The organism is Frateuria sp. Soil773, assembly GCF_001428405.1.
Taxonomy (GTDB): domain Bacteria; phylum Pseudomonadota; class Gammaproteobacteria; order Xanthomonadales; family Rhodanobacteraceae; genus LMSL01.
Genome location: NZ_LMSL01000023.1, coordinates 156,899 through 175,461, shown reverse-complemented (window position 1 = coordinate 175,461; position 18,563 = coordinate 156,899). Strand labels below are relative to the sequence as shown.

16 protein-coding genes are annotated in these 18,563 nt (G+C 70.1%); 9 read left to right on the top strand and 7 right to left on the bottom strand.

Annotation, left to right across the window (positions count from 1 at the left end; genetic code table 11):
- The first annotated feature begins 319 nt into the window (after window positions 1-319).
- Window positions 320-1,192 carry a class A beta-lactamase gene (bla, locus tag ASG87_RS09660; RefSeq protein WP_056004376.1) on the top strand — a complete coding sequence of 291 codons (873 nt, stop codon included), beginning with the start codon at window positions 320-322 and terminating at the stop codon, window positions 1,190-1,192.
- Window positions 1,193-1,370: 178 nt separating this feature from the next.
- Here bla and ASG87_RS09655 read toward each other — a convergent pair whose 3' ends face one another.
- Window positions 1,371-1,727 (bottom strand): DUF1428 domain-containing protein, encoded by a 357-nt coding sequence (locus ASG87_RS09655; protein ID WP_056004373.1) that lies wholly within the window; start codon window positions 1,725-1,727, stop codon window positions 1,371-1,373.
- Between the two features lie 298 nt (window positions 1,728-2,025).
- Here ASG87_RS09655 and ASG87_RS09650 point away from each other — a divergent pair, with 298 nt between their 5' ends.
- Window positions 2,026-2,538: a cysteine hydrolase family protein gene (locus tag ASG87_RS09650; protein WP_200949046.1), complete on the top strand. Its 513-nt coding sequence runs from the start codon at window positions 2,026-2,028 to the stop codon at window positions 2,536-2,538.
- Between the two features lie 428 nt (window positions 2,539-2,966).
- Here the strand turns inward: ASG87_RS09650 and ASG87_RS09645 are convergent, their stop codons facing one another.
- Both ASG87_RS09645 and msrA read right to left on the bottom strand, forming a co-directional pair.
- The gene (locus ASG87_RS09645) at window positions 2,967-3,791 is read right to left on the bottom strand and encodes an NAD-dependent protein deacetylase (RefSeq protein ID WP_056004367.1); all 825 of its coding nucleotides are present in this window, start codon (window positions 3,789-3,791) and stop codon (window positions 2,967-2,969) included.
- 449 nt (window positions 3,792-4,240) lie between these two features.
- Window positions 4,241-4,762 carry a peptide-methionine (S)-S-oxide reductase MsrA gene (gene msrA, locus ASG87_RS09640; RefSeq protein ID WP_056004364.1) on the bottom strand — a complete coding sequence of 174 codons (522 nt, stop codon included), beginning with the start codon at window positions 4,760-4,762 and terminating at the stop codon, window positions 4,241-4,243.
- A gap of 339 nt (window positions 4,763-5,101) precedes the next feature.
- On the opposite strand from msrA, the gene ASG87_RS09635 reads away from it, so the two are divergent.
- The 4 genes from ASG87_RS09635 (at window position 5,102) to ASG87_RS09620 (ending at window position 10,622) form a co-directional block, all read left to right on the top strand.
- On the top strand, window positions 5,102-6,724 hold the full coding sequence (locus ASG87_RS09635; protein WP_056004361.1) for an ABC-F family ATP-binding cassette domain-containing protein: 1,623 nt from the start codon (window positions 5,102-5,104) through the stop codon (window positions 6,722-6,724).
- Window positions 6,725-6,802: 78 nt separating this feature from the next.
- Complete coding sequence (locus ASG87_RS09630; RefSeq protein ID WP_056004359.1) at window positions 6,803-7,507, top strand: glutathione S-transferase N-terminal domain-containing protein; 705 nt, start codon at window positions 6,803-6,805, stop codon at window positions 7,505-7,507.
- A 316-nt stretch (window positions 7,508-7,823) separates the two neighbouring features.
- The gene (locus ASG87_RS09625; RefSeq protein WP_056004356.1) at window positions 7,824-9,164 is read left to right on the top strand and encodes a hypothetical protein; all 1,341 of its coding nucleotides are present in this window, start codon (window positions 7,824-7,826) and stop codon (window positions 9,162-9,164) included.
- Between the two features lie 582 nt (window positions 9,165-9,746).
- The gene (locus tag ASG87_RS09620; protein WP_157510995.1) at window positions 9,747-10,622 is read left to right on the top strand and encodes a hypothetical protein; all 876 of its coding nucleotides are present in this window, start codon (window positions 9,747-9,749) and stop codon (window positions 10,620-10,622) included.
- 18 nt (window positions 10,623-10,640) lie between these two features.
- On the opposite strand, the gene ASG87_RS09615 is transcribed toward ASG87_RS09620, so the two are convergent.
- Together ASG87_RS09615 and ASG87_RS20005 are read right to left on the bottom strand one after the other, a co-directional pair.
- The gene (locus ASG87_RS09615) at window positions 10,641-12,794 is read right to left on the bottom strand and encodes a penicillin acylase family protein (RefSeq protein WP_235499612.1); all 2,154 of its coding nucleotides are present in this window, start codon (window positions 12,792-12,794) and stop codon (window positions 10,641-10,643) included.
- A gap of 131 nt (window positions 12,795-12,925) precedes the next feature.
- Window positions 12,926-13,261: a hypothetical protein gene (locus tag ASG87_RS20005; protein WP_157510994.1), complete on the bottom strand. Its 336-nt coding sequence runs from the start codon at window positions 13,259-13,261 to the stop codon at window positions 12,926-12,928.
- A gap of 61 nt (window positions 13,262-13,322) precedes the next feature.
- Here ASG87_RS20005 and ASG87_RS09610 point away from each other — a divergent pair, with 61 nt between their 5' ends.
- Window positions 13,323-14,246 (top strand): LysR family transcriptional regulator, encoded by a 924-nt coding sequence (locus tag ASG87_RS09610; RefSeq protein ID WP_082582874.1) that lies wholly within the window; start codon window positions 13,323-13,325, stop codon window positions 14,244-14,246.
- On the opposite strand, the gene ASG87_RS09605 is transcribed toward ASG87_RS09610, so the two are convergent.
- A complete protein-coding gene (locus ASG87_RS09605) occupies window positions 14,200-14,940 on the bottom strand; it encodes an SDR family oxidoreductase (RefSeq protein ID WP_056004346.1) in 741 nt (246 codons plus the stop codon). The two genes, ASG87_RS09610 and ASG87_RS09605, sit on opposite strands and share 47 nt — an antisense overlap.
- Before the next feature lie 216 nt (window positions 14,941-15,156).
- Here ASG87_RS09605 and ASG87_RS09600 point away from each other — a divergent pair, with 216 nt between their 5' ends.
- Both ASG87_RS09600 and ASG87_RS09595 read left to right on the top strand, forming a co-directional pair.
- Entirely contained in the window at window positions 15,157-15,585 is a 429-nt protein-coding gene (locus ASG87_RS09600; RefSeq protein ID WP_056004343.1) for a VOC family protein, read from the top strand.
- Window positions 15,586-15,740: 155 nt separating this feature from the next.
- The gene (locus ASG87_RS09595; protein ID WP_056004340.1) at window positions 15,741-16,925 is read left to right on the top strand and encodes a M23 family metallopeptidase; all 1,185 of its coding nucleotides are present in this window, start codon (window positions 15,741-15,743) and stop codon (window positions 16,923-16,925) included.
- Window positions 16,926-16,965: 40 nt separating this feature from the next.
- On the opposite strand, the gene gcvA is transcribed toward ASG87_RS09595, so the two are convergent.
- Window positions 16,966-17,874 (bottom strand): transcriptional regulator GcvA, encoded by a 909-nt coding sequence (gcvA, locus tag ASG87_RS09590; RefSeq protein WP_056004337.1) that lies wholly within the window; start codon window positions 17,872-17,874, stop codon window positions 16,966-16,968.
- Window positions 17,875-18,563: the final 689 nt, after the last annotated feature.

Below are 18,563 nucleotides of genomic sequence, written 5' to 3'. Positions count from 1 at the left end.
CAGCCAAGACTGCCAGATGTTCTCCTTTCAAATGACGTCGCGTGAGGGGAAGGCTACGCGTGCCATACGGACGCATCGCGTGGCGGATCGTCGCCGCGCTCTTGATCCTCGGTTTCGTCTGGGGTTCCATCTACGTGGCCTTTACCGACGGATACGTCGTCATGCCGTAGGGCGTGACGTGGCGCGGCGCGGGCGGGAGGCGGCGGCGATTCCCGCTGTCCCGTCGCCGCCATGAAGGTGGCGGCGAAAAGGCCGCGGCGCCGGCTAAGGTCGCGCAGTCCGTGTCCGTATCCGGCACGCTTTCCATGGAGATCGTTGCATGAACCGTCGCAACCTGTTGAAAGGCGCCTTGCTCGGCGCCTCGGCGCTCGTCCTGCGCCCCACGCTCGCCCTGGCGGCCGGGGCCGATGGGGCAGCCGCCAGGCTGGCCGCGCTGGAGCGCAGGCACGGCGGGCGGCTGGGCGTTTCCATCCTGGACACCGGCAATGGGCGGCGTGCCTCGCATCGCGGCGGCGAACGCTTCCTGATGTGCAGCACGTTCAAGCTGCTGGCGGTGGCGGCGGTGCTGATGCGGGTGGACCACGGCGAGGAGAGGATGGACCGGCGCATCGTGTTCGGCAAGGACGTCCTGCTGTCCTACGCGCCGGTCGCCCGCCGGCACGTCGGCGCGCCCGGCATGAGCGTGGAGGAGCTTTGCGCGGCCGCGATCACCCTGAGCGACAACACGGCGGCCAACCTGCTGCTGGCCAGCATGGGCGGCCCCGCCGCGGTGACGGCGCTCGCCCGCCGCCTGGGCGACGGGGTCACCCGGCTCGACCGCAACGAGCCCATGCTCAACGTAGGCAGTCCGGGCGACCTGCGCGACACCACCACGCCGGACGCCATGCTCGCCACGATGCAGAAGCTGCTGCTGAGCCACGCGCTGGCCGATGCCTCGCGCGAACGGCTGCTGGCGTGGCTGCGTGCCTGCACCACCGGTTTCGAGAAGCTGCGCGCCGGCGTGCCGCCCGGCTGGACGGTGGGCGACAAGACCGGCAGCGGCCCGAAGGGCGAGAGCAACGATGTGGCGATCCTCGTTCCGCCGGGCCGCAAGCCGCTGCTGGTCGCCGCGTACTACGCCGATTCGCCTGCCGACGATGCCGCGCGCAACGCGGTGCTGGCAGAGGTGGGGCGGATCGCGGCGTCGCTCTAGCATGGCGGGCGCCGCCGAACGGCTGCAACGTGCAGGGGTGGTCGAGTGCGACACGCTCCCCTGTCTGTCATGGATCGTGCGCGAGCCGGCCGGATAGCGACCGGCCGGCGCTGGTGTCCGGGCATGCAGCCGCCGGGATGCTGTGCTGCATGCATCCCGGCGGCCGACGCCGCGCCGGCTACGGCAGCGACACCACCGGCACGAAGCCGCCGAAGATCATCCGCTTGCCGTCGAACGGCGCGGGATGGTTCTGCATGTCCAGGCGCGGGTCCTTCATCGCCTTCGCCATGCCGGCGTCGCGCGTTGCCTTGTCGGGCCATTCGATCCACGAGAACACCACCGCCTCGTCGGCCGTGGCCTGGACGGCGCGGCGGAAGTCGGTGAGCGTGCCGTCGGGCACGTCGTCGCCCCAGCATTCCAGGACGCGGAGGGCGCCGTTCTCGGTGAAGACCGCGTCGGCGGCGCGTGCGTGGTCGATGAACGCCTGCTTGTTGGCCGTGGGCACCGCTATGACGAAACCGTCGATGTAGGACATGCCGTTCTCCTGAGGGTCGCATGGGAGAAGGCGCCGGAAAGGCGCCTCCATCAAGGCGACGGACGAGCGCGCGGTAAATCGACAACTCCTCCCGGATTGGCGGCGCCGGAAAAGCGGCGCGCGATGAAGAATCGTGCGAAAGTGCGGCATTCATGCGGCGATGCCCATGGGACGGCGCGAATTCATGCTTTCGGCCGGAGCGGCCACGCTGGCGACGGCGGCCCGTAGCCGGGCCGTGCCCTGAGCCCGTCCGGCGGGAATGCAGCCCGCCCGGGCACAGGCGCGCGGCGGGCTGGCCTTGGTCGTCATCGACATGCAGGCGGCCCTGGTGGAAGGCGCTTACCTTGCCGATGACATGCTCGCGCGGCACGTCGCGCTGATCGCGAAGGCGCGCGCCGCGCAGGTGCCGGTCGTCTACGTGCAGCACGACCATGCGACGTGGGCCGAGCTGAAGCGAGGCACGCCGGGCTGGAAGATCCATCCGGACATCGCGCCGGCCAGTGGGGACGCCATCGTCGAGAAGACGGCGTCCGATGCCTTCTACGAGACTCCCCTGCGGTCGATCCTGGCGGAGAAGGGTGTCGGCACCCTCGCCGTTACCGGCATGCAGACCGAATGCTGCGTCGACACCACGGCACGTTCGGCTCTCAGCCAAGGCTTCGACGTGATGCTGGTGGGCGACTGCCACAGCACGAGCGATTCGGACATGAGTGCGGCGCAGATCATCGCGCACCACAATGCGCTGCTTCCCAACGTAGTCCATCCCACGCACCGCATACGCCTGTCGTCGAGCGACACGATCCGGTTCTGAGGGCCTGTTCAAAGTTTCCCAGGTATTCCCTGCGAAGCGTCATTCCAGCGGCTTTCAACGGCCGCAGGGCCGGTCAAGCTGGGATCCAGTGCCTCTAGGTTTTGGGGGAAAGGGAAAGTCGCTGGATGACCAGCCCTTCGGCTGTTGAAAAGCGCCTCCTGCTTTCGCAGGAATGATGAGCGGGGAGCGTGAGGGATTTCCAGTCCAACAGGGAGACTGTGAACAGGCTATGAGAGGTGAGTGCACTCTTGCGGGGAACACGGACGGTGACCATGGAGCCGAGAGTTCGGATTGCTGTGCGCCGGTGACGCGCATCTGGGCAGCATCCGTACGATCGGCAAAAGTAGATCGCGGGGGTTTTCGTCGGATATGGGTCGTACGCGCCCTCGGCGCTTTCCTGCAGCTATCGCGGCAGGAGCGCGCCAACTTCAGCCCATGGCCGGTTGCGGTTGTTCGTGCAGGAAAGCCAGCGCCTCGCCGCAAGGCGCGTCCACCTTCAGCGTGAGCAGCGGATCGGCGCGGGTATGGCCCAGCGTCACCGCGGCCACCGGCTTGCCGGCGCCCGCGGCGGCGGCGACGAAGCGGTAGCCGGAATAGACCATCAGCGAGGAGCCGACCACCAGCACCGCGTCGGCATCCTGCCAGGCGCGCGTGGCCGCCTCCACCCGTTCGCGCGGCACGCCTTCGCCGAAGAACACCACGTCGGGCTTCACGATGCCGCCGCAGCGCGGGCAGGGCGGCACGTCGAACCGGGCGAAGTCCTGGCCTTCCAGGTCGGCGTCGCCGTCCGGCGCGTCGGCGGCGTCGAGGTGGGCCCAGCCGGGATTGGATGCGAGCAGCAGGTGCTGGAACGCGGAGCGCGGCAGCCGCCAGTCGCAGCCCATGCAGCGCACTTCGTCGAGGCGGCCGTGCAGGTCGATCACCTTATCGCTGCCGGCGCGCTGGTGCAGGCGATCCACGTTCTGCGTCACCAGCAGTTCGACCTGACCGCGCCGCTCCAACTGGACCAGCGCGTGGTGCGCCGCGTTGGGGCGCGCGCTGCCGAAGCGCCGCCAGCCGACCATGCTGCGCGCCCAGTAGCGCTGGCGCGTGGCGGGCTCGCGCATGAATGCGGCGTAGTTCACCGGTTGCGCGCGCTTCCACCGGCCGTCGCGGTCGCGGTAGTCCGGGATGCCGGAGTCGGTGCTGCAGCCGGCGCCGGTCAGCACGAACAGGCGCGGGTGCGTTTCGACGAATTGCTGCAGTGGGGTCATCGGTGGCGTGGGGGTTGAGTGGAGACAAGGGGGCGTTCGGGTTTCAGGGACGATCCGATGTTGCCTGTTATCTCGATGCGAGAGGCTTTTCAATCGTTGGAGAGGTGGTTGTCCGGCGATTTCAGGGCTACCGAACTCCGGAGGCACTGGATTCCAGCTTTCGCTGGAATGACGGTGAGGGAGTGGCGGCGAAAGAGTGGCGACGAGGCAATGAGAGCGAAGGAAGGGGAGTGAGGAAAAGGAAGTAAGTGAGGGAATGGGAGTGAGGGAATGACGGCGAGGTCTGACCTCGCCTCGAATCCGTCATCCCAGCGAAAGCCGGGATCCAGCGACTTCCAGGCCACCGGACTTCGCGGCCACCGGACGGCGGCTTTCGCTGGAATATCGGCGTGGTCCGATGTGCGGGCATGGTGTCGTAGCGATCGAGGGCTGGAATGTCGACGAGCAAGTCATTCGGCCCCTTCCTGGCCGCGGTGCGGCAACTTCCAGCCCGGCCGCACGAAATGGCAGGTGTAGCCGTCGGGATAGTGCTGCAGGTAATCCTGGTGCTCGGGCTCGGCCTCCCAGAAATCGCCCGCCGGGGCCAGTTCGGTCACCGCCTTGCCCGGCCACAGGCCGGAGGCGTCCACGTCGGCGAGGGTGTCCTCGGCCACCTGGCGCTGCGCCTCGCTGGTGTAGAAGATCGCCGAGCGGTAGCTGCTGCCGCGGTCGTTGCCCTGGCGGTCCGGCGTGCTCGGGTCGTGGATCTGGAAGAAGAACTCCAGCAGCGTCCGGTAGCCGATGACCTGCGGATCGAACACGATCTCCACCGCCTCGGCGTGCGTGCCGTGGTTGCGGTAGGTGGCGTGGGGCACGTCGCCGCCGGAGTAGCCCACGCGGGTGGACAGCACGCCCGGCTGCTGGCGGATCAGCTCCTGCATGCCCCAGAAGCAGCCGCCGGCGAGGATCGCGCGTTCGGTGGAAGCGGTCATGGAAAACCTCCGGAAGAGTGGCCTGCATCGAAGATGGGGGCGGCCGGGGCGTTTGTCGAGCGCTCCCGCGGAGGCACGCGAACGGACCGGCGCGAACGGACCGGCGCGAACGGACCGGCACGAACGGACCGGCACGAACGGACCGGCGCGGACGAGCCGATCGGGAGGGCTTGGGCTAGAATGTACGGCATCCACGGAGATACCCACGGCCATGTGAGAAAACCCGGTTCCCATCGCTGACCACCGCACGTCGCCGCGCCATCGCGGCCGCCACGTGGGGAGGTCCGGTCAGAACGCCGCGGAGCGTCGCGCTCCGCCGGCATCGACGGAGAATCGCTCATGGCCGACGCGCTCGTACGCGCCTCGCAGCTTTGTTTTTCCTGGCCGGACGGTAGTCCGGTCTTCGATCGGCTGTCGTTCGCGCTCGGGTCGCGGCGCACGGGGCTGGTCGCTCCCAACGGCGCGGGAAAAAGCACCCTGATGCAACTGCTGGCCGGCCGGCTCCGGCCGACGGCCGGCGTGGTCGAGACGAGCGGCACGGTGGCCTACCTGCCGCAGCATCTTCCCCTGGCAAGCGGAGCGAGCGTCGCCGAGGTGCTGGGCATTGCCGCGAAGCTGGAGGCGCTGGACGCCATCGCCGCGGGCGGCACGGACGCGGCGCTGTTCGAGGCCGTGGGCGACGACTGGGATATCGCTGAGCGTGCCTGCGCAGGCCTGGCACGCCTGGGGCTGGCGGATGTCGCGCTGCACCGGCGCATGGACAGCTTCAGCGGCGGCGAGGCCATGGCGCTGGGACTGGCCGCGCAATGGCTGAAGCGGCCGGACGTGCTGCTGCTGGACGAACCGTCGAACAACCTCGATCGCCGCGCGCGTCAGTATCTGTACCGGTGGATCGAGGACTGGGACGGGTGCCTGGTCGTGGCGAGCCACGACCGCGAACTGCTGGAACGGATGGAGCAGATCGGCGAACTGGGCGGGTCCGGGCTTCGCCTCTACGGCGGCGGCTTCGCCTTCTACCAGGACGCCGTCCGCATCGAGCAGGAGGCGGCCGGGCAGGACGTGCGCCAGCTTCGCCAGCAGGTGAAGCGCGAGCAGCGGCAGCAGCAGGCGGCGCGCGAACGGGCCGAGCGCCGCGCGAGCCATGCCGGCCGCCATCTGCCGAGCGCGGGGCTGCCGCGGATCGTCGCGGGCAATCGCAAGCGCGGCGCGCAGGTGTCGGCCGGCAAGTCCAGCGACGTCCACTCCGCGCGGGTGGACGAGGCGCGGCAGCGGCTGGACGAAGCGAGCCGGCTGCTGCGCGAGGCGCCGGAGCTGGACCTGGACTTGCCGGCGACCCGGGTGCCGACGGGGCGGCTGCTCTTTTCCGGCCGCCGGTTGCAGGTGGTGCGCGGCGGCCGGCCGCTGTTCGCCGCGCCGGGCATCGACCTGGAGATCCGCGGCCCCGAACGGATCGCGCTCGCCGGCCCGAACGGCGCAGGCAAGTCGACCCTGCTGCGCATGATCGGCGGTGACCTGCAGCCGCAGGCGGGTGCCATCCGGCATGGGGCGGGGCGCGTGGCCTATCTCTCGCAGCGCCTGGACCTGCTCGATGAAGACGGTACGGTGGCCGGCAACTTCGCCGCATTCGCCCCGGACCTGCCGCAGACCGAACGCGCCGGCCTGCTGGCGCGCTGGCTGTTCCGCGGCGAGCGCATGCACCTGCCGGTGCGTGGCCTGTCCGGCGGCGAGCGGCTGCGCGCATCGCTCGCCTGCGTGCTGCATGCCGCGCCCGCGCCGCAGTTGCTGCTGCTGGACGAACCGACCAACAACCTCGACCTGGCCACCATCGACGAACTGGAAGGCGCCCTGCGTGCCTACGAGGGCGCGCTGGTCGTGGTGAGCCACGACGACGCCTTCCTCGGCCGCATCGGCCTGACCCGCCGGCTGTCGTTGGCCGACGGACGGCTGGAGGCGCTATCGTGAGCGCGATGCCGGCCGGGCCTGACGCGACAGGCCCGTGCCCGCCCAACCTTCCGCCATCTCCTGCCAGCCGGAGCCACCATGCCCACCTTGTCCGACTTCCCGATCACCCGCCGCTGGCCGGCGCAGCATCCCGACCGCATCCAGTTGTACTCGCTCAACACGCCCAACGGGGTGAAGGCGTCGATCATGCTGGAGGAAACGGGGTTGCCGTACGAGGCGCATCTGGTCGACATCATGCGCGACGAGAGCCACCTGCCGGAGTTCCTGTCGCTGAACCCGAACGGCAAGATCCCCGCGATCATCGACCCGCACGGTCCCGGCGGCGGGCCGCTCGGGCTGTTCGAGTCGGGTGCGATCCTGCTCTACCTGGCCGACAAGACCGGCCGCTTCGTCCCGGCGGATGCGGCGCGGCGCTGGGAGACGATCCAGTGGGTGTTCTTCCAGATGGCGTCGATCGGGCCGATGTTCGGCCAGGTGGGCTTCTTCAACAAGTTCGCCGGCAAGAGCTACGAGGACAAGCGCCCGCTGCAGCGCTACGTAGACGAATCAAGGCGCCTGCTCGGGGTGCTGGACGGACGTCTGGACGGCCGCGAGTGGATCATGGGCGACGACTACACCATCGCCGACATCGCCACGCTGGGCTGGGTGAACAACCTGGTCACCTTCTACGAGGCGCGCGAGCTGGTGGCATTCGACGGTTATCGGCACGTCGGCGCCTGGCTTGAGCGCGGCCTGGCCCGCCCGGCGGTGCAGCGCGGCCTGCGGATTCCCGGCCGGGACTGACGCCGCCGTCGTGCGGCCGCCTGGCGCCCGGGCTTGCCGGCGCCAGGCAGCCGCACGCGCCCCGATAATGTGACGCATATCGCCCGCGGAATGCCGCGGGCCGTCATCGACCATTGCAGTTCCGCCCAAGGTGGCGGACCATTCGCCCATCAGGGGGAACCTGGACCTTCGCGCTTTCGGCCGTCCATATGGGATGACGGCCGTCGGTCCTGCCGATCATGACTGGCCATCGCGGATGCAGGCCTGACTCGAATGCATGCGGGCGCAATGCCCGCCTGTTGGGAAGTGAGTCCACTTACACAGGAGGTTGATCGGTATGTACGCAAAGCAACGCAGGATCCTCGTGGCGGCGGCCGCCACTTGGCTGGCCGCGGGCGCGGCCAGCGCAGGGACGTTTCCGGATTTCGGCTACCAGCCGCCGGCAAGCTACACCGGCCCGCTGTTCCACCTGAGCCAGAACTACCCGCAGAAGCTGCCGGCCGGCACGCCGGCGTTCTTCAAGCAGTTGCCCTCGCCGTTCAGCAACGACTTCGAGACCTGGCGGACCTATGTCGACTCGGTGAAGCACTACTGCCTCGAAGGCAACGTGGAAACCGACTGGAACGTGCAGAAGAACCCGATCCGCCACTGGTACCACATGCCATGGCAGCACTACGGCCCGCTCGGCCGCGAGGGCATCCACGGCCTCACCAAGGAAGCGGAGATCCAGGTCAAGCAGCTCGCGCCGACCCAGGTGACCACCGGCCAGACGTACGCGGTGGGCATCTACAACGACATCGGCGCCTACACCATCGGCCAGGTCTGGAAGAACCCGCAGGATCCCAATCCCGCGTTCACTTCCAAGCCGAACAGCTTCCACGATGGCACCGTGGTGTGCAAGGCGCTGTTCGCCGACATCGACCTGAAGCAGGTGCCGTTCCTGGCCAACCCGGTGCTGTGGCAGGGCTACGTCACCGACACCTTCGAGTCGGCGAACCGCTCGATCAAGCAGGTGGCGCTGATCCAGCTCGACTTCGCGGTGCGCGATTCGCGCGTTCCCGGCACCGGCTGGATCTTCGGCACCTTCCAGTACAACGGCCAGCTCACCGGCAAGCCGGGCTGGGACAACCTGGTGCCGGTGGGCGTGATGTGGGGCAACGACCCGGAGGACACCGGCGACAGCTACACCAACAAGCAGCCGACGGTCACCAAGATCAACCCGGACCTCAAGCAGACCGCCATCAACGCCAAGCCGGAACTGCCGCCCACCCACCTGGGCTGGAACGGCCGCCTGGACGGCCCGGTGGACAACCCGGTCAGCTCCTGCATGAGCTGCCACCTCACCGCCGAGAGCCCGCAGCTCTCGCCGATGAACCCGACCTTCCAGGCGCCGGACAAGGTGCCGCCGGTAGGGTCGCCGGCATGGATGCGCTGGTTCCAGAACCAGCCGGCCGGCGTGCCGTTCGATGCGGCCGCGCTGAGCACCGACTACAGCCTGCAACTGGCCGGCGGGCTGGCCAACTTCTATGACTGGAAGTGCAACCAGGGCGGCGTGTTCGCCGACGGCGGCAACGCCTGCCAGAAGGCCACCTCGCTCAAGCTGAAGCTGCGCAAGAGCATGGCGCCGGTGAAGGTGTACAAGATCGAGCGCGATCCGGTGCTCGAGCAACTGCAGTAAGGGCAACTTGCCGGGGCCTGTGCCATGAGGCCGGGCCCTGGCTGACCCCGACGCGGCGTCCGGATCTTCCGTGGGTCCGGACGCCGCTTTGCTGAGAGCCTGTTCAAAGTCTCACTGTCCGACTGGAATTCCCTCACATTCCCCGCTCGTCGTTCCTGCGAAGGCAGGAGGCGCTTTTCGACAGCCGAAGGGCTGATTATCCAGCGACTTTCCCTTCCTCAAACCTAGAGGCACTAGATCCCAGCTTTCGCTGGGATGACGCTTNCTGGAATCCCCTCGCGCTCCCCGCTCGTCATTCCTGCGAAAGCAGGAATCCAGCGACTTTCCCCCCTCCCCAAAACCTGGAGGCACTGGATGACCAGCCCTTCGGCTGTCGAAAAGCGCCTCCAGCTTGACCGGCCGTGCGGCCGTTGAAAGCCGCCGGGATGACGCTTCGTGGGGGATGCCTGGGAGACTTTGAACAGGCCCCGAGGGGCCTGCGTATCGTGGCCCTGCGTCTCCGCGAAGGCTGGGGCACTGGCTTGCCGTGGCTCCCGCCGACATGTAGGTAAAGTGGCGGCGAGCTGACGGAGCCATGCACGGATGTCCCATCACGGATTGCGCCACCTGATCGAGACGCTGGAACGGACGCATGCCTGGCGCGATCCGGCGCGGCTGCGCGAGCGCGTCGAGGCGCTGGATGCCCTCGAATTGCACATGCCCGAAGGCTTGCCGCCGGGCGAGGGCGACGCATCGCCGGATACGTTGGCGCTGCATGCGCGCGGCAGGGCGCTACGTGCCGGGATGGAGGCGGTCAACGAGGCGCTTTACCGCTCCATCCGCCAGGAAATACGCCAGGGCAACGGCGCGGACGTGCTGCGCCGTTGGGCGCACGGCGCGACCGGGCCGGCGCGGCGCGTGCAGGGCGATGGCTACGACTACCTCGATGCGCTGGTCAGCGGCGTGCTGCCATTCGAGCTGCCCGAGGCGGAGGTGGCCGAGCTGCCGGCGGAGATGGTGTTCTACCAGCCCACGCCGGCGCGTCACGTCTTCGACCTGCTCGAGCGCCTCGCGCTGGGCGAGGGCGACGTGCTGGTCGATCTGGGGGCGGGGCTCGGCGTGGTGCCGCTGCTGGTCGCCGCCTGCACCGGGGCGCGCGGCGTCGGGATCGAGTACGAGGCGGCCTACGTGGACGGCGCGCGCCGTTGCGTCGAAGCCCTGGGCCTGACGCGCGCCATGTTCGTGCAGCAGGATGCGCGCGTGGCCGATCTTTCCGAGGGCACGGTATTCTACCTCTATACCCCGTTCACCGGAACGATCCTGCGCAGCGTGCTCGATGCGCTGCGGCGGCAGGCGGAGCGCCGCGCGATCCGCGTCTGCAGCTACGGCCCGTGCACGCCGGTCATCGCGCGCGAGCCGTGGCTGGAGGCAGGCGAGCCGCCGGTGGCCGACCGGATCGCGGTGTTCCGGTCGCGCTGACGGGTGACTGCGGAAACCTCACGATCCCGGGTGGTACGTCCGCTCGACGTGCCCTTCGAGCTGCTCCGGCCAGAAGTACACCGGGCGCAGGTTGCCGGTGGTGTAGCGCTCGGCCTCGTCGTTGAAGTGCCTCGACTCCGGGTGGCCGCTCTCGCCACCGGCGGTGATCGCGCGTGCGCGCACCTTGGGGCCGAACTCCACCACGGCGACGAAGCTGTTGCCGCTGGTGCCGTAGTAGCGTTTCGTGCCCGGCCAGCGGTGCGCGCCGAAGGAGGCCAGCGAGCCCCAGCGCGATGACGTGAAGGGCACCGGGATGCTGGGCCGGGCGTCGTCGAAATGCTGCACGATGGCGCCGTCGTTGCGCTGGAAGCGATTGACCTCGCCCCACGGCACGCCCCAACTGCCGAAGTCCTTCTCCAGCCGGTCCGCCGCCTCGGCGAGAGCCCGCAGTCGCGCTTGCGCACCGGCCTTCTCGGCCATGATGTCGTAGACCGACAGGCCTTCGGCGGTATCGGACTTGTCGACCGCGTCCCACAGCGTGTCGCCCCAGAACACCGCCAGCGTGGTCGGCATCGAGGCGATGCCCCAGCGGTAGTCCCAGTGGCGCAGCAGCGCGGCCGGGCCGGCCAGCTTCTTCTTCAGCGGATCGGCGGCGGGCAGCGCGTCGTAGTCGGCGAGCAGCACCGGCAACTGGCGCGCGAAGGCCGGTAGGTAGGGGTCGAAGGCGGCGTCGATCAGCGAGGCCAGGGTGAAGTCCCGGCGCCCGGTGAGCACGCGGGTGGCATGGATGCCGCGCGGGTTCTCGCCCACGCTGTCCATGTAGCGCGGGTAGCTCTCGCGCTTCGGGCTGTACGGGCCGGCGGCGGAATACGGCCAGTCGTTGGTGTTGAACGCCCAGCCGTTCGGCGGGTTCAGCACGTGCGGCAGTTCGTCCAGCGCGTGCAGGCCGCGCCAGTCGGTGGCCGGGTCGCTGCCGTCCACCGGCTTCGTATAGTCGAAGCGGTCGTCGCGGCGCGGGATGAACTGCGGGTGCAGGTAGGCGATCTCGCCCTTGTCGTCGGCGAACAGCGTGTTGTTGGACGAGTTGGCCTTGAGCTCGGCCACCTTCATGTAGCTGGCGTAGTCGCCGGCCTTGGTGCGCAGCCAGCTCTGCTCCAGCGCCTCGACCGGCTTGTTCATCAGTGCCAGCGCGATCCACTTGCCGTCCGCCTCGCGCACGACCGGGCCGTGGTGGGTGGCGTAGGCGGTGAAGCGGCGCTCGGCCATCGAGCCGTCCGCGGCGCGGTAGGGCACTGCGATCTCGCGCACCGTCACCGGGCGCAGTTCCTTGCCGTAGCGGTAGTAGGGCTTGCCGTCCTTGCGCACGATCGTCTCGGCGAACTCGTCCACCGCGTCGGCGCCGGTGGAGGTGTGCATCCAGCCGACGTGCCGGTTGAAGCCCTGGTAGACGAAGAACTGGCCCCAGGTCACCGCGCCGTAGGCGTCCAGCCCGGCGTCGCTGGACATCTGCAGCTCGCTGCGGAAGAAGAACGAGGTGTGCGGATTGATCAGCAGCAGCGCATGGCCGTCGGCGGCGAGCTTCGGCGCGATGGCGATGCCGTTGGAGCCGGTCGGTTCCGCCCAGCTCGACGGTTCCGCGGCGAAGGCCGCATGGTCGTCCGGCCTGCCGTAGAAAGCCTGCAGCCGCTTCAGCGAGGCGCGCTCGATGTCGCCGCCGATGCTGCCCTCGGTGAAGGACAGCGCCATCCACGGCTCGAAGCGGGCGATGACGCGCGGATGCGTATCCGGATGCGTGGCGAGGTAGTAGTTGAGGCCGTCGGCCCAGGCGTCCATGAGCTGGCGCAGCCAGGCGGGGCTCTTCGCGTACAGCCGCTTCAGCTCGCCGGCATCGACGAACAGCCGCTGGCGCAGATCGGACCAAAGCGCCGACTCGCCCTCGGCCTGGGCCAGCCAGCCCAGCGCGTTGAGGTAGTTCGTCTCGACGCGGTTGAAGTCGTCCTCGGCCTGGGCGTAGGCCATGCCGAACACCGCGTCGGCGTCGGTCCTGCCGTGCACGTGGGCGATGCCCCAGTCGTCGCGGACGATCGTCACCGCCTGCGCTTCGCGCTGCAGGCGGGCGTCCCCGGGCGTGGGCGCGGCGGCGTTCGCGCCGCACGGAACGGCGAGCAGCATGACCAGCGGCAACAGGCATAGCGGACGCAGACGGGCGTGGCGTGCCGGCATCGGTGTCGTTCCCCATGGGTGGTGCGGATCGGGCAACAGTAGCAGCCCGCGGCGCGGCAGCGGGCGGCCTGTGCCGTCCGTCACGCTGGCCGGCGGCGTGTTGCCGGCGTCGCGCCGGCATCCCGCATCGCTGCCACCGGGAAGTCGCGCACGGACTGGATGCGCGCATGCCGCGGGGTGCCGGGATTCCAGGCCAGGTGGATCGGTTTGGGCGGGCAGGGGCGCGCAGCAGCTTCGGCGCAACCAGGCGCGCGCGGCCAGGTCGTCCGCGCACGGGCAGTCGATTCGGGTGGCGCAGGCCGGCACCGCCTGGCGCGCGGCATGGCGGCGATGCCGCGCAGGCCGGGCACGATCACGGCGGGATCGAAGCCGGTGCCCTCGCCGGGCAGCGTGACCGGCTCGCGCGGCGGCGGCATCCGGGCGATGATGTGCCGGCCCGCGCGCCTGCGCGTCCGTGCCTGCCGCCGGTGGAGCCCGATGCAGTTCCGACACCTCAAGACCTTCGTCGCCGTGGCCGCGACCGGCAACATCACGCGGGCCGGCGAGCGCGTCCATCTCGCCCAGTCCAGCGTGACCGAGCAGATCCAGGCGCTGGAGGAGGACTTGGGCGCGGCCTTGTTCGAGCGCACGCGGCGCGGCCTGCGGCCCACGCCGGCGGGACGCTGCCTGCTCGACTACGCGCAGCGCCTGCTGGCGCTGGCCGACGAGGCGCGCGCGGCGGTGGCCGATGCCGCGGGGCAGGTGGCCGGGCGGCTTGCGATAGGCGGGCTGGAAACCTTGTGCGCCACGCGCCTGCCGCCGCTGCTGGCGGCATTCGGCCGGGAGTATCCGGCGGTCGAGTTGCAGCTCGGCAGCGCGGGCAGCGGGCCGTTGCGCGCCGCGGTGATCGCCGGCGAACTGGACGTGGGTTTCGTCTTCGGCGAGGCGGCGGGCGATGCCGCGCTGTGCCGGCAGGTGGTGGCGCGCGAACCGCTGGTGGTGATCGTGCCGGCGGGGCACCGGCTGGCGAAGCGGCGCGCGCTGATGCCCGGCGATCTCGCGGGCGAAACCTTCCTGGCGACCGAGCCGGGTTGCGTCTATCGGCGCATGTTCGACGAGGCGTTTCCCGCCGCGGCGGCCGGCCGGCCCCGGCTGGCGGGAAGCTTCGGCAGCCTGGCCGCGGTGCGCGCGATGGTGGAGGCCGGCGCGGGCTGCGCCTTGCTGCCGAAGCTGGCGGCCGAGGGCCGCTTCGCGGCGTTGCCGTGGCGGGGTCCGGAGAGCAGCGTGGCCGTGACGATGCTGTGGCGGCGGCAGGGCTTGCCGCCGCCGCCGCTGCGGCTGTTCCTCGACGCGGCGCGGGCGGGCCTTGCCGAGGCTATGCCAGCCGATGCCCGCCTTCCACGTGCAGCACCGTGCCGGTGACGAAGCCGTTGCGCATCAGGAAGCAGATCGCGTCGGCGATGTCCCCGGCCCGGCCGATGCGGCCCACCGGCAGCCTCTGCGCCATCGCCTCCAGCGTGGCCGCCTTGGCCTCGCCGGCGACGAAATCCCAGATCGGCGTATCCACCCAGCCCGGCGACACCGCGTTGACGCGGATGGGGCCGAGCTCTACCGCCAGCGCATAGGCCAGCGAAGCCAGCGCGCCGTTGACCGCGGCCACCGCGGAGCCGCGCGGGGCGGGCCGGTAGGCGGCAATGCCGGAGGTGAAGGTGATCGAGCCGTGCGGCGACAGCACCGGCGCGCCGTGCTTGGCCAGCAGCAGCGGCCCGACCAGCTTGGTGTCGATCGCGCGGCGCACCGCGGCCAGCGGCAGCGCGGGCAGCAACTGGTAGGCGCCCTCGATGTCGGCGGCGGTGCTGACGATGTGGTCGAGCGGCCCGCTCTGCGCGAACAGGCGCTCGACCTGGTCCTCCTGCGCGATGTCGGCGGCCAGGGCGCGCAGCCGCCCGGTCTGCGGCAGGCTGCGCTGCGCGGCGGCCAGCCGTTCTTCGGAACGGCCGACGATGGTCACCTCGGCGCCTTGCTCCAGCAGCCGGCCGGCCAGCGCCAGCCCCATGCCCGAGCTGCCGCCGGCGATTAGGATGCGCTCGCGCGCGGTGTCCGGGGTCGATGCCATGTTCTCTCCGTGGTGGGTGGGGACGGCGCATCTTCGGCGGCGCCGGCGCGCAGCGGAAACGGGAAGTTGCGATGGACGGCATCGGTATCGCCGATGATGGAATCGCGGTGGCCGGTGCCGCCGGGCGGCCGTGTCGAAATCGCGCGCGGCCGTTCGTCGCCTGGATGGAAACCGCTTCCGGGTTCCATGCCCCACCTTCATCGACGAGGACATGCCATGCAGATCCAGCCCTACCTGTTCTTCGACGGTCGCTGCGAAGAAGCGATCGCCTACTACCGCGAGGCGCTCAGTGCCGAGCTGGTCATGCTGATGCACTACAGCGATGGGCCGGAGGGCACCGAAGGCTGTGCCGGCGACGAGCCGCCGCCGCCGGACAAGGTGATGCACGCCTGCCTGCAGGTCGGCCAGACCCAGTTGCTGGCCTCGGACGGCTTCGCCGGCGGCAATCCGGAGTTCAAGGGCATCTCGCTGTCGATCGCGGCCGCCGACGATGCCGAGGCGAAGCGACTGTTCGACGCGCTGGCCGATGGCGGCCAGGTGCAGCAGCCGCTGGCCGAGACCTTCTTCGCGACCAGCTTCGGCATGGTGGCGGACCGCTTCGGCGTGTCGTGGATGATCGTGGCGGGCAAGCCGCAGGCGGGCTGACGCCGCATCCGTGCGACCCGCCGGGTAGCCGGCGCGTGGCCTGCCGGCAGGTTATGCTGGCGCGGCCACGAGAGAGGCCGGGTGCGCCGGCGCCGGCGGGACGGTCCCCCGCGGCAGGCACTGGCGGCGTGGCGCCAATCGCCAAGGGGACGGATATGCCGGTTCGCGGCCGCGCGATGCGCGGGATGGTGCTGTTGCTGCTTGGCTGGATATCCGCCGCGGCCGCGCAGGAGGCGCTGGCGCCGGTCGAGGCGCGGGTGCCGTTCGCGCCGGCCCCCTTCATCGGCAGCGACGGCCTGGGCCATCTTGCGTACGAACTGCACGTCACGAACATCTACGGCGATACCGGCACGTTGAGGCCGCAGGGCTTGCAGGTCTTCGCCGATGCGTCCGGCACGCCGCTCGCCAGTTTCGGCGCGGCGGACCTGGCGGGCATGGTCAGGCCGGCACCGGCACAGGGTGCGCCGGTCGCGGTCGAGGCCGGCAAGCGTATCGAGATCTACGTGTGGCTGACCTTGCCCGCCGGCCGGCCGGCGCCGAAGCGGTTGCGGCACCGGATCGCCTTCGCCGCGGCCCATGGCAAGACCGAACTGCTCGATGGCGTGCCGGTGCCGGTAAGCGCCATGGCGCCGGTGGTGCTCGGCCCGCCGTTGCGCGGCGGCCGCTGGCTGGCGCACGAAGGCCCGGGCAACGCGCATTCGCACCACTGGGGCAGCCTGGTGGCGGTGAACGGCCAGGTCACCATTCCCCAACGCTACGCGCTGGACCTGGTGGGGCTGGATGCGCGCGGCCAAGTGATGCGGTCCGGTGTGAGGGACATCGGCAAGTCACGCCATGCCGACTGGATCGGCTACGGCGCCGAGGTGCTCGCCGTCGCCGACGGGGTGGTGCGGGATGCGCACGACGGCGAGCAGGAGCATCCGCCGCTCAGCCCGCAGCCCGAACCGGCATCGCTGACGGCCCGTGGCCTGTTCGGCAACTACGTCGTGCTGCAGATCGGTCCCGGCATGTTCGCCAGCTATGCGCACCTGCAGCGCGGCAGCGTGAAGGTGCGGGCGGGCCAGGAGCTGCGGCGGGGCGAGTTGCTGGGGCGCCTCGGCCAGTCCGGCAATTCGAGCGCACCGCATCTGCATTTCCAGGTTTCCGATGCGGCCGTCTTCGAGGGATCGGAGGGCCTGCCGTACGTGTTCGACCGCTTCGACCTGCGCGGGCGCGAGACAGAGGCGCAGATCTTCGGCCAGGGCGAGGCGTGGCGGCCCGCGCCCGCCGAACGCCGCCAGGCGCAATTGCCGTTGAACGATGCGGTGATCGAGTTTCCGCCGGCGCGCCAAAGACCATGAGCCCGCCACAGCCCCGCATAGGGGCGGCTGCGCAAACGCGCTAGGGCCGGCCGATCTCTGCGTCGCCGCGCACCGCTTCGAGCATCCACGCGCGGAATGCGGCGACCTTCGGGCGGTCGCGGCTGGATTCCGGATAAACCAGGTAATAAGCCAGTTGTTCGAGCCATAGCGGGTCGGCCAGCTTGACCAGCCGCCCTTGCGCCAGTTCGGTGGCGACCAGGGCCAGCGGCAGCAGGCCGGCGCCCTGGCCGGCAAGCACCGCCTGCAGCAGCAGGCCCGAATCGTCGAGCGCGGGGCCGCGTGCCGCATTGGGGTCGCTCACGCCTTGCGCCTGGAACCAGTGATGCCAGCCGGTTCGCTGGGCGTCGTGCAGCAATGGCCAGCGCGCAAGCTCGGCCGGCGAGCCCGGCGTCCCGAGCCGCGCCAGCAGGGCCGGGGTGGCGACCGGCACGACCTCCACCGTCAGCACGCGGTGGCTGCACAGGCCCGGATAGCGGTCGAGCCCGTGCCGGACCGCGACGTCCACGCCGTCGCGCACGAAGTCGGCGTAAGCCTGGCTGGCCTTCAGGTGAAGGTCGATGTCCGGATGGGCCGCCCGGAATCCGTCGAGGCGCGGCACCAGCCAGGCGTTGGCGAACAGCGGCGTGACGCTGACGGTGAGCGTGCCCCTGGCATCGGAGCGGTCGATGCGCCGGGTCGCTTCGGCGATCTGCCGGAAGGCGTTGCGGATCGACGGCAGGTAATCCTGGCCGGCGTCGGTCAGGAAGATGCCGCGGTTCGCGCGCCGGAACAGCGGGACGCCGAGGTGCCGTTCCAGCGTCTTGAGCGACTGGCTGACCGCGCCCGGGGTGACGCAAAGCTCGTCGGCCGCCTGCTTGACCGAAAGATGGCGCGCGGTCGCCTCGAAGGCGCGTAGTGCGTTCAGCGGCGGAAGCGGTTCTCTTTTCATTTAGCAAGACTAAATCGAAACGTGCAAAAGATATGGTTTGAGCATCGCCACGGCCCCATCGATCATGCGCTTCGAACAGAAGCCGGGACCGGTTGCATGCGCTTGTCGAATCGTATTCGGATCAACTCAGCTATGCCGATGCACATGCCCGGCCACGGCAAGGCGGCGCATTGCCCGCCCTCCGCCGGCAGGAGAGGGTGAGCATGGATGGCGACCTGCACTACCTCGAACTGACCGAACTGGCGGCACGCATCGGCGCGCGCGAGGTTTCGCCGCTGGAGGCGACCCAGGCGCAGCTCGAGCGCATCGCCGCGATGGATCGCCGGCTCGGAAGCTACGCGCTGGTGACGGCGGATCTCGCGCTGGCGCAGGCCGCGCAGGCCGAGGCGGAAATCGCCGCGGGCCGGTATCGCGGCCCGCTGCACGGCATCCCGGTGGCGGTGAAGGACCTGTGCTGGACGAAGGGGCTGCCGACGGCGGCGGGCATGGCGATCCACCGGGATTTCCGGCCGGCCGGGGACGCGACCGTGGTGCGCCGCCTGCGCGAGGCGGGCGCGGTGTTGCTGGGCAAACTGCAGCTCACCGAGGGCGCGTACTCCGACCATCACCCGTCGGTGACGCCGCCGCGCAACCCCTGGAACGCCGACTACTGGCCGGGCATGTCGTCCAGCGGCTCGGGCGTGGCGACG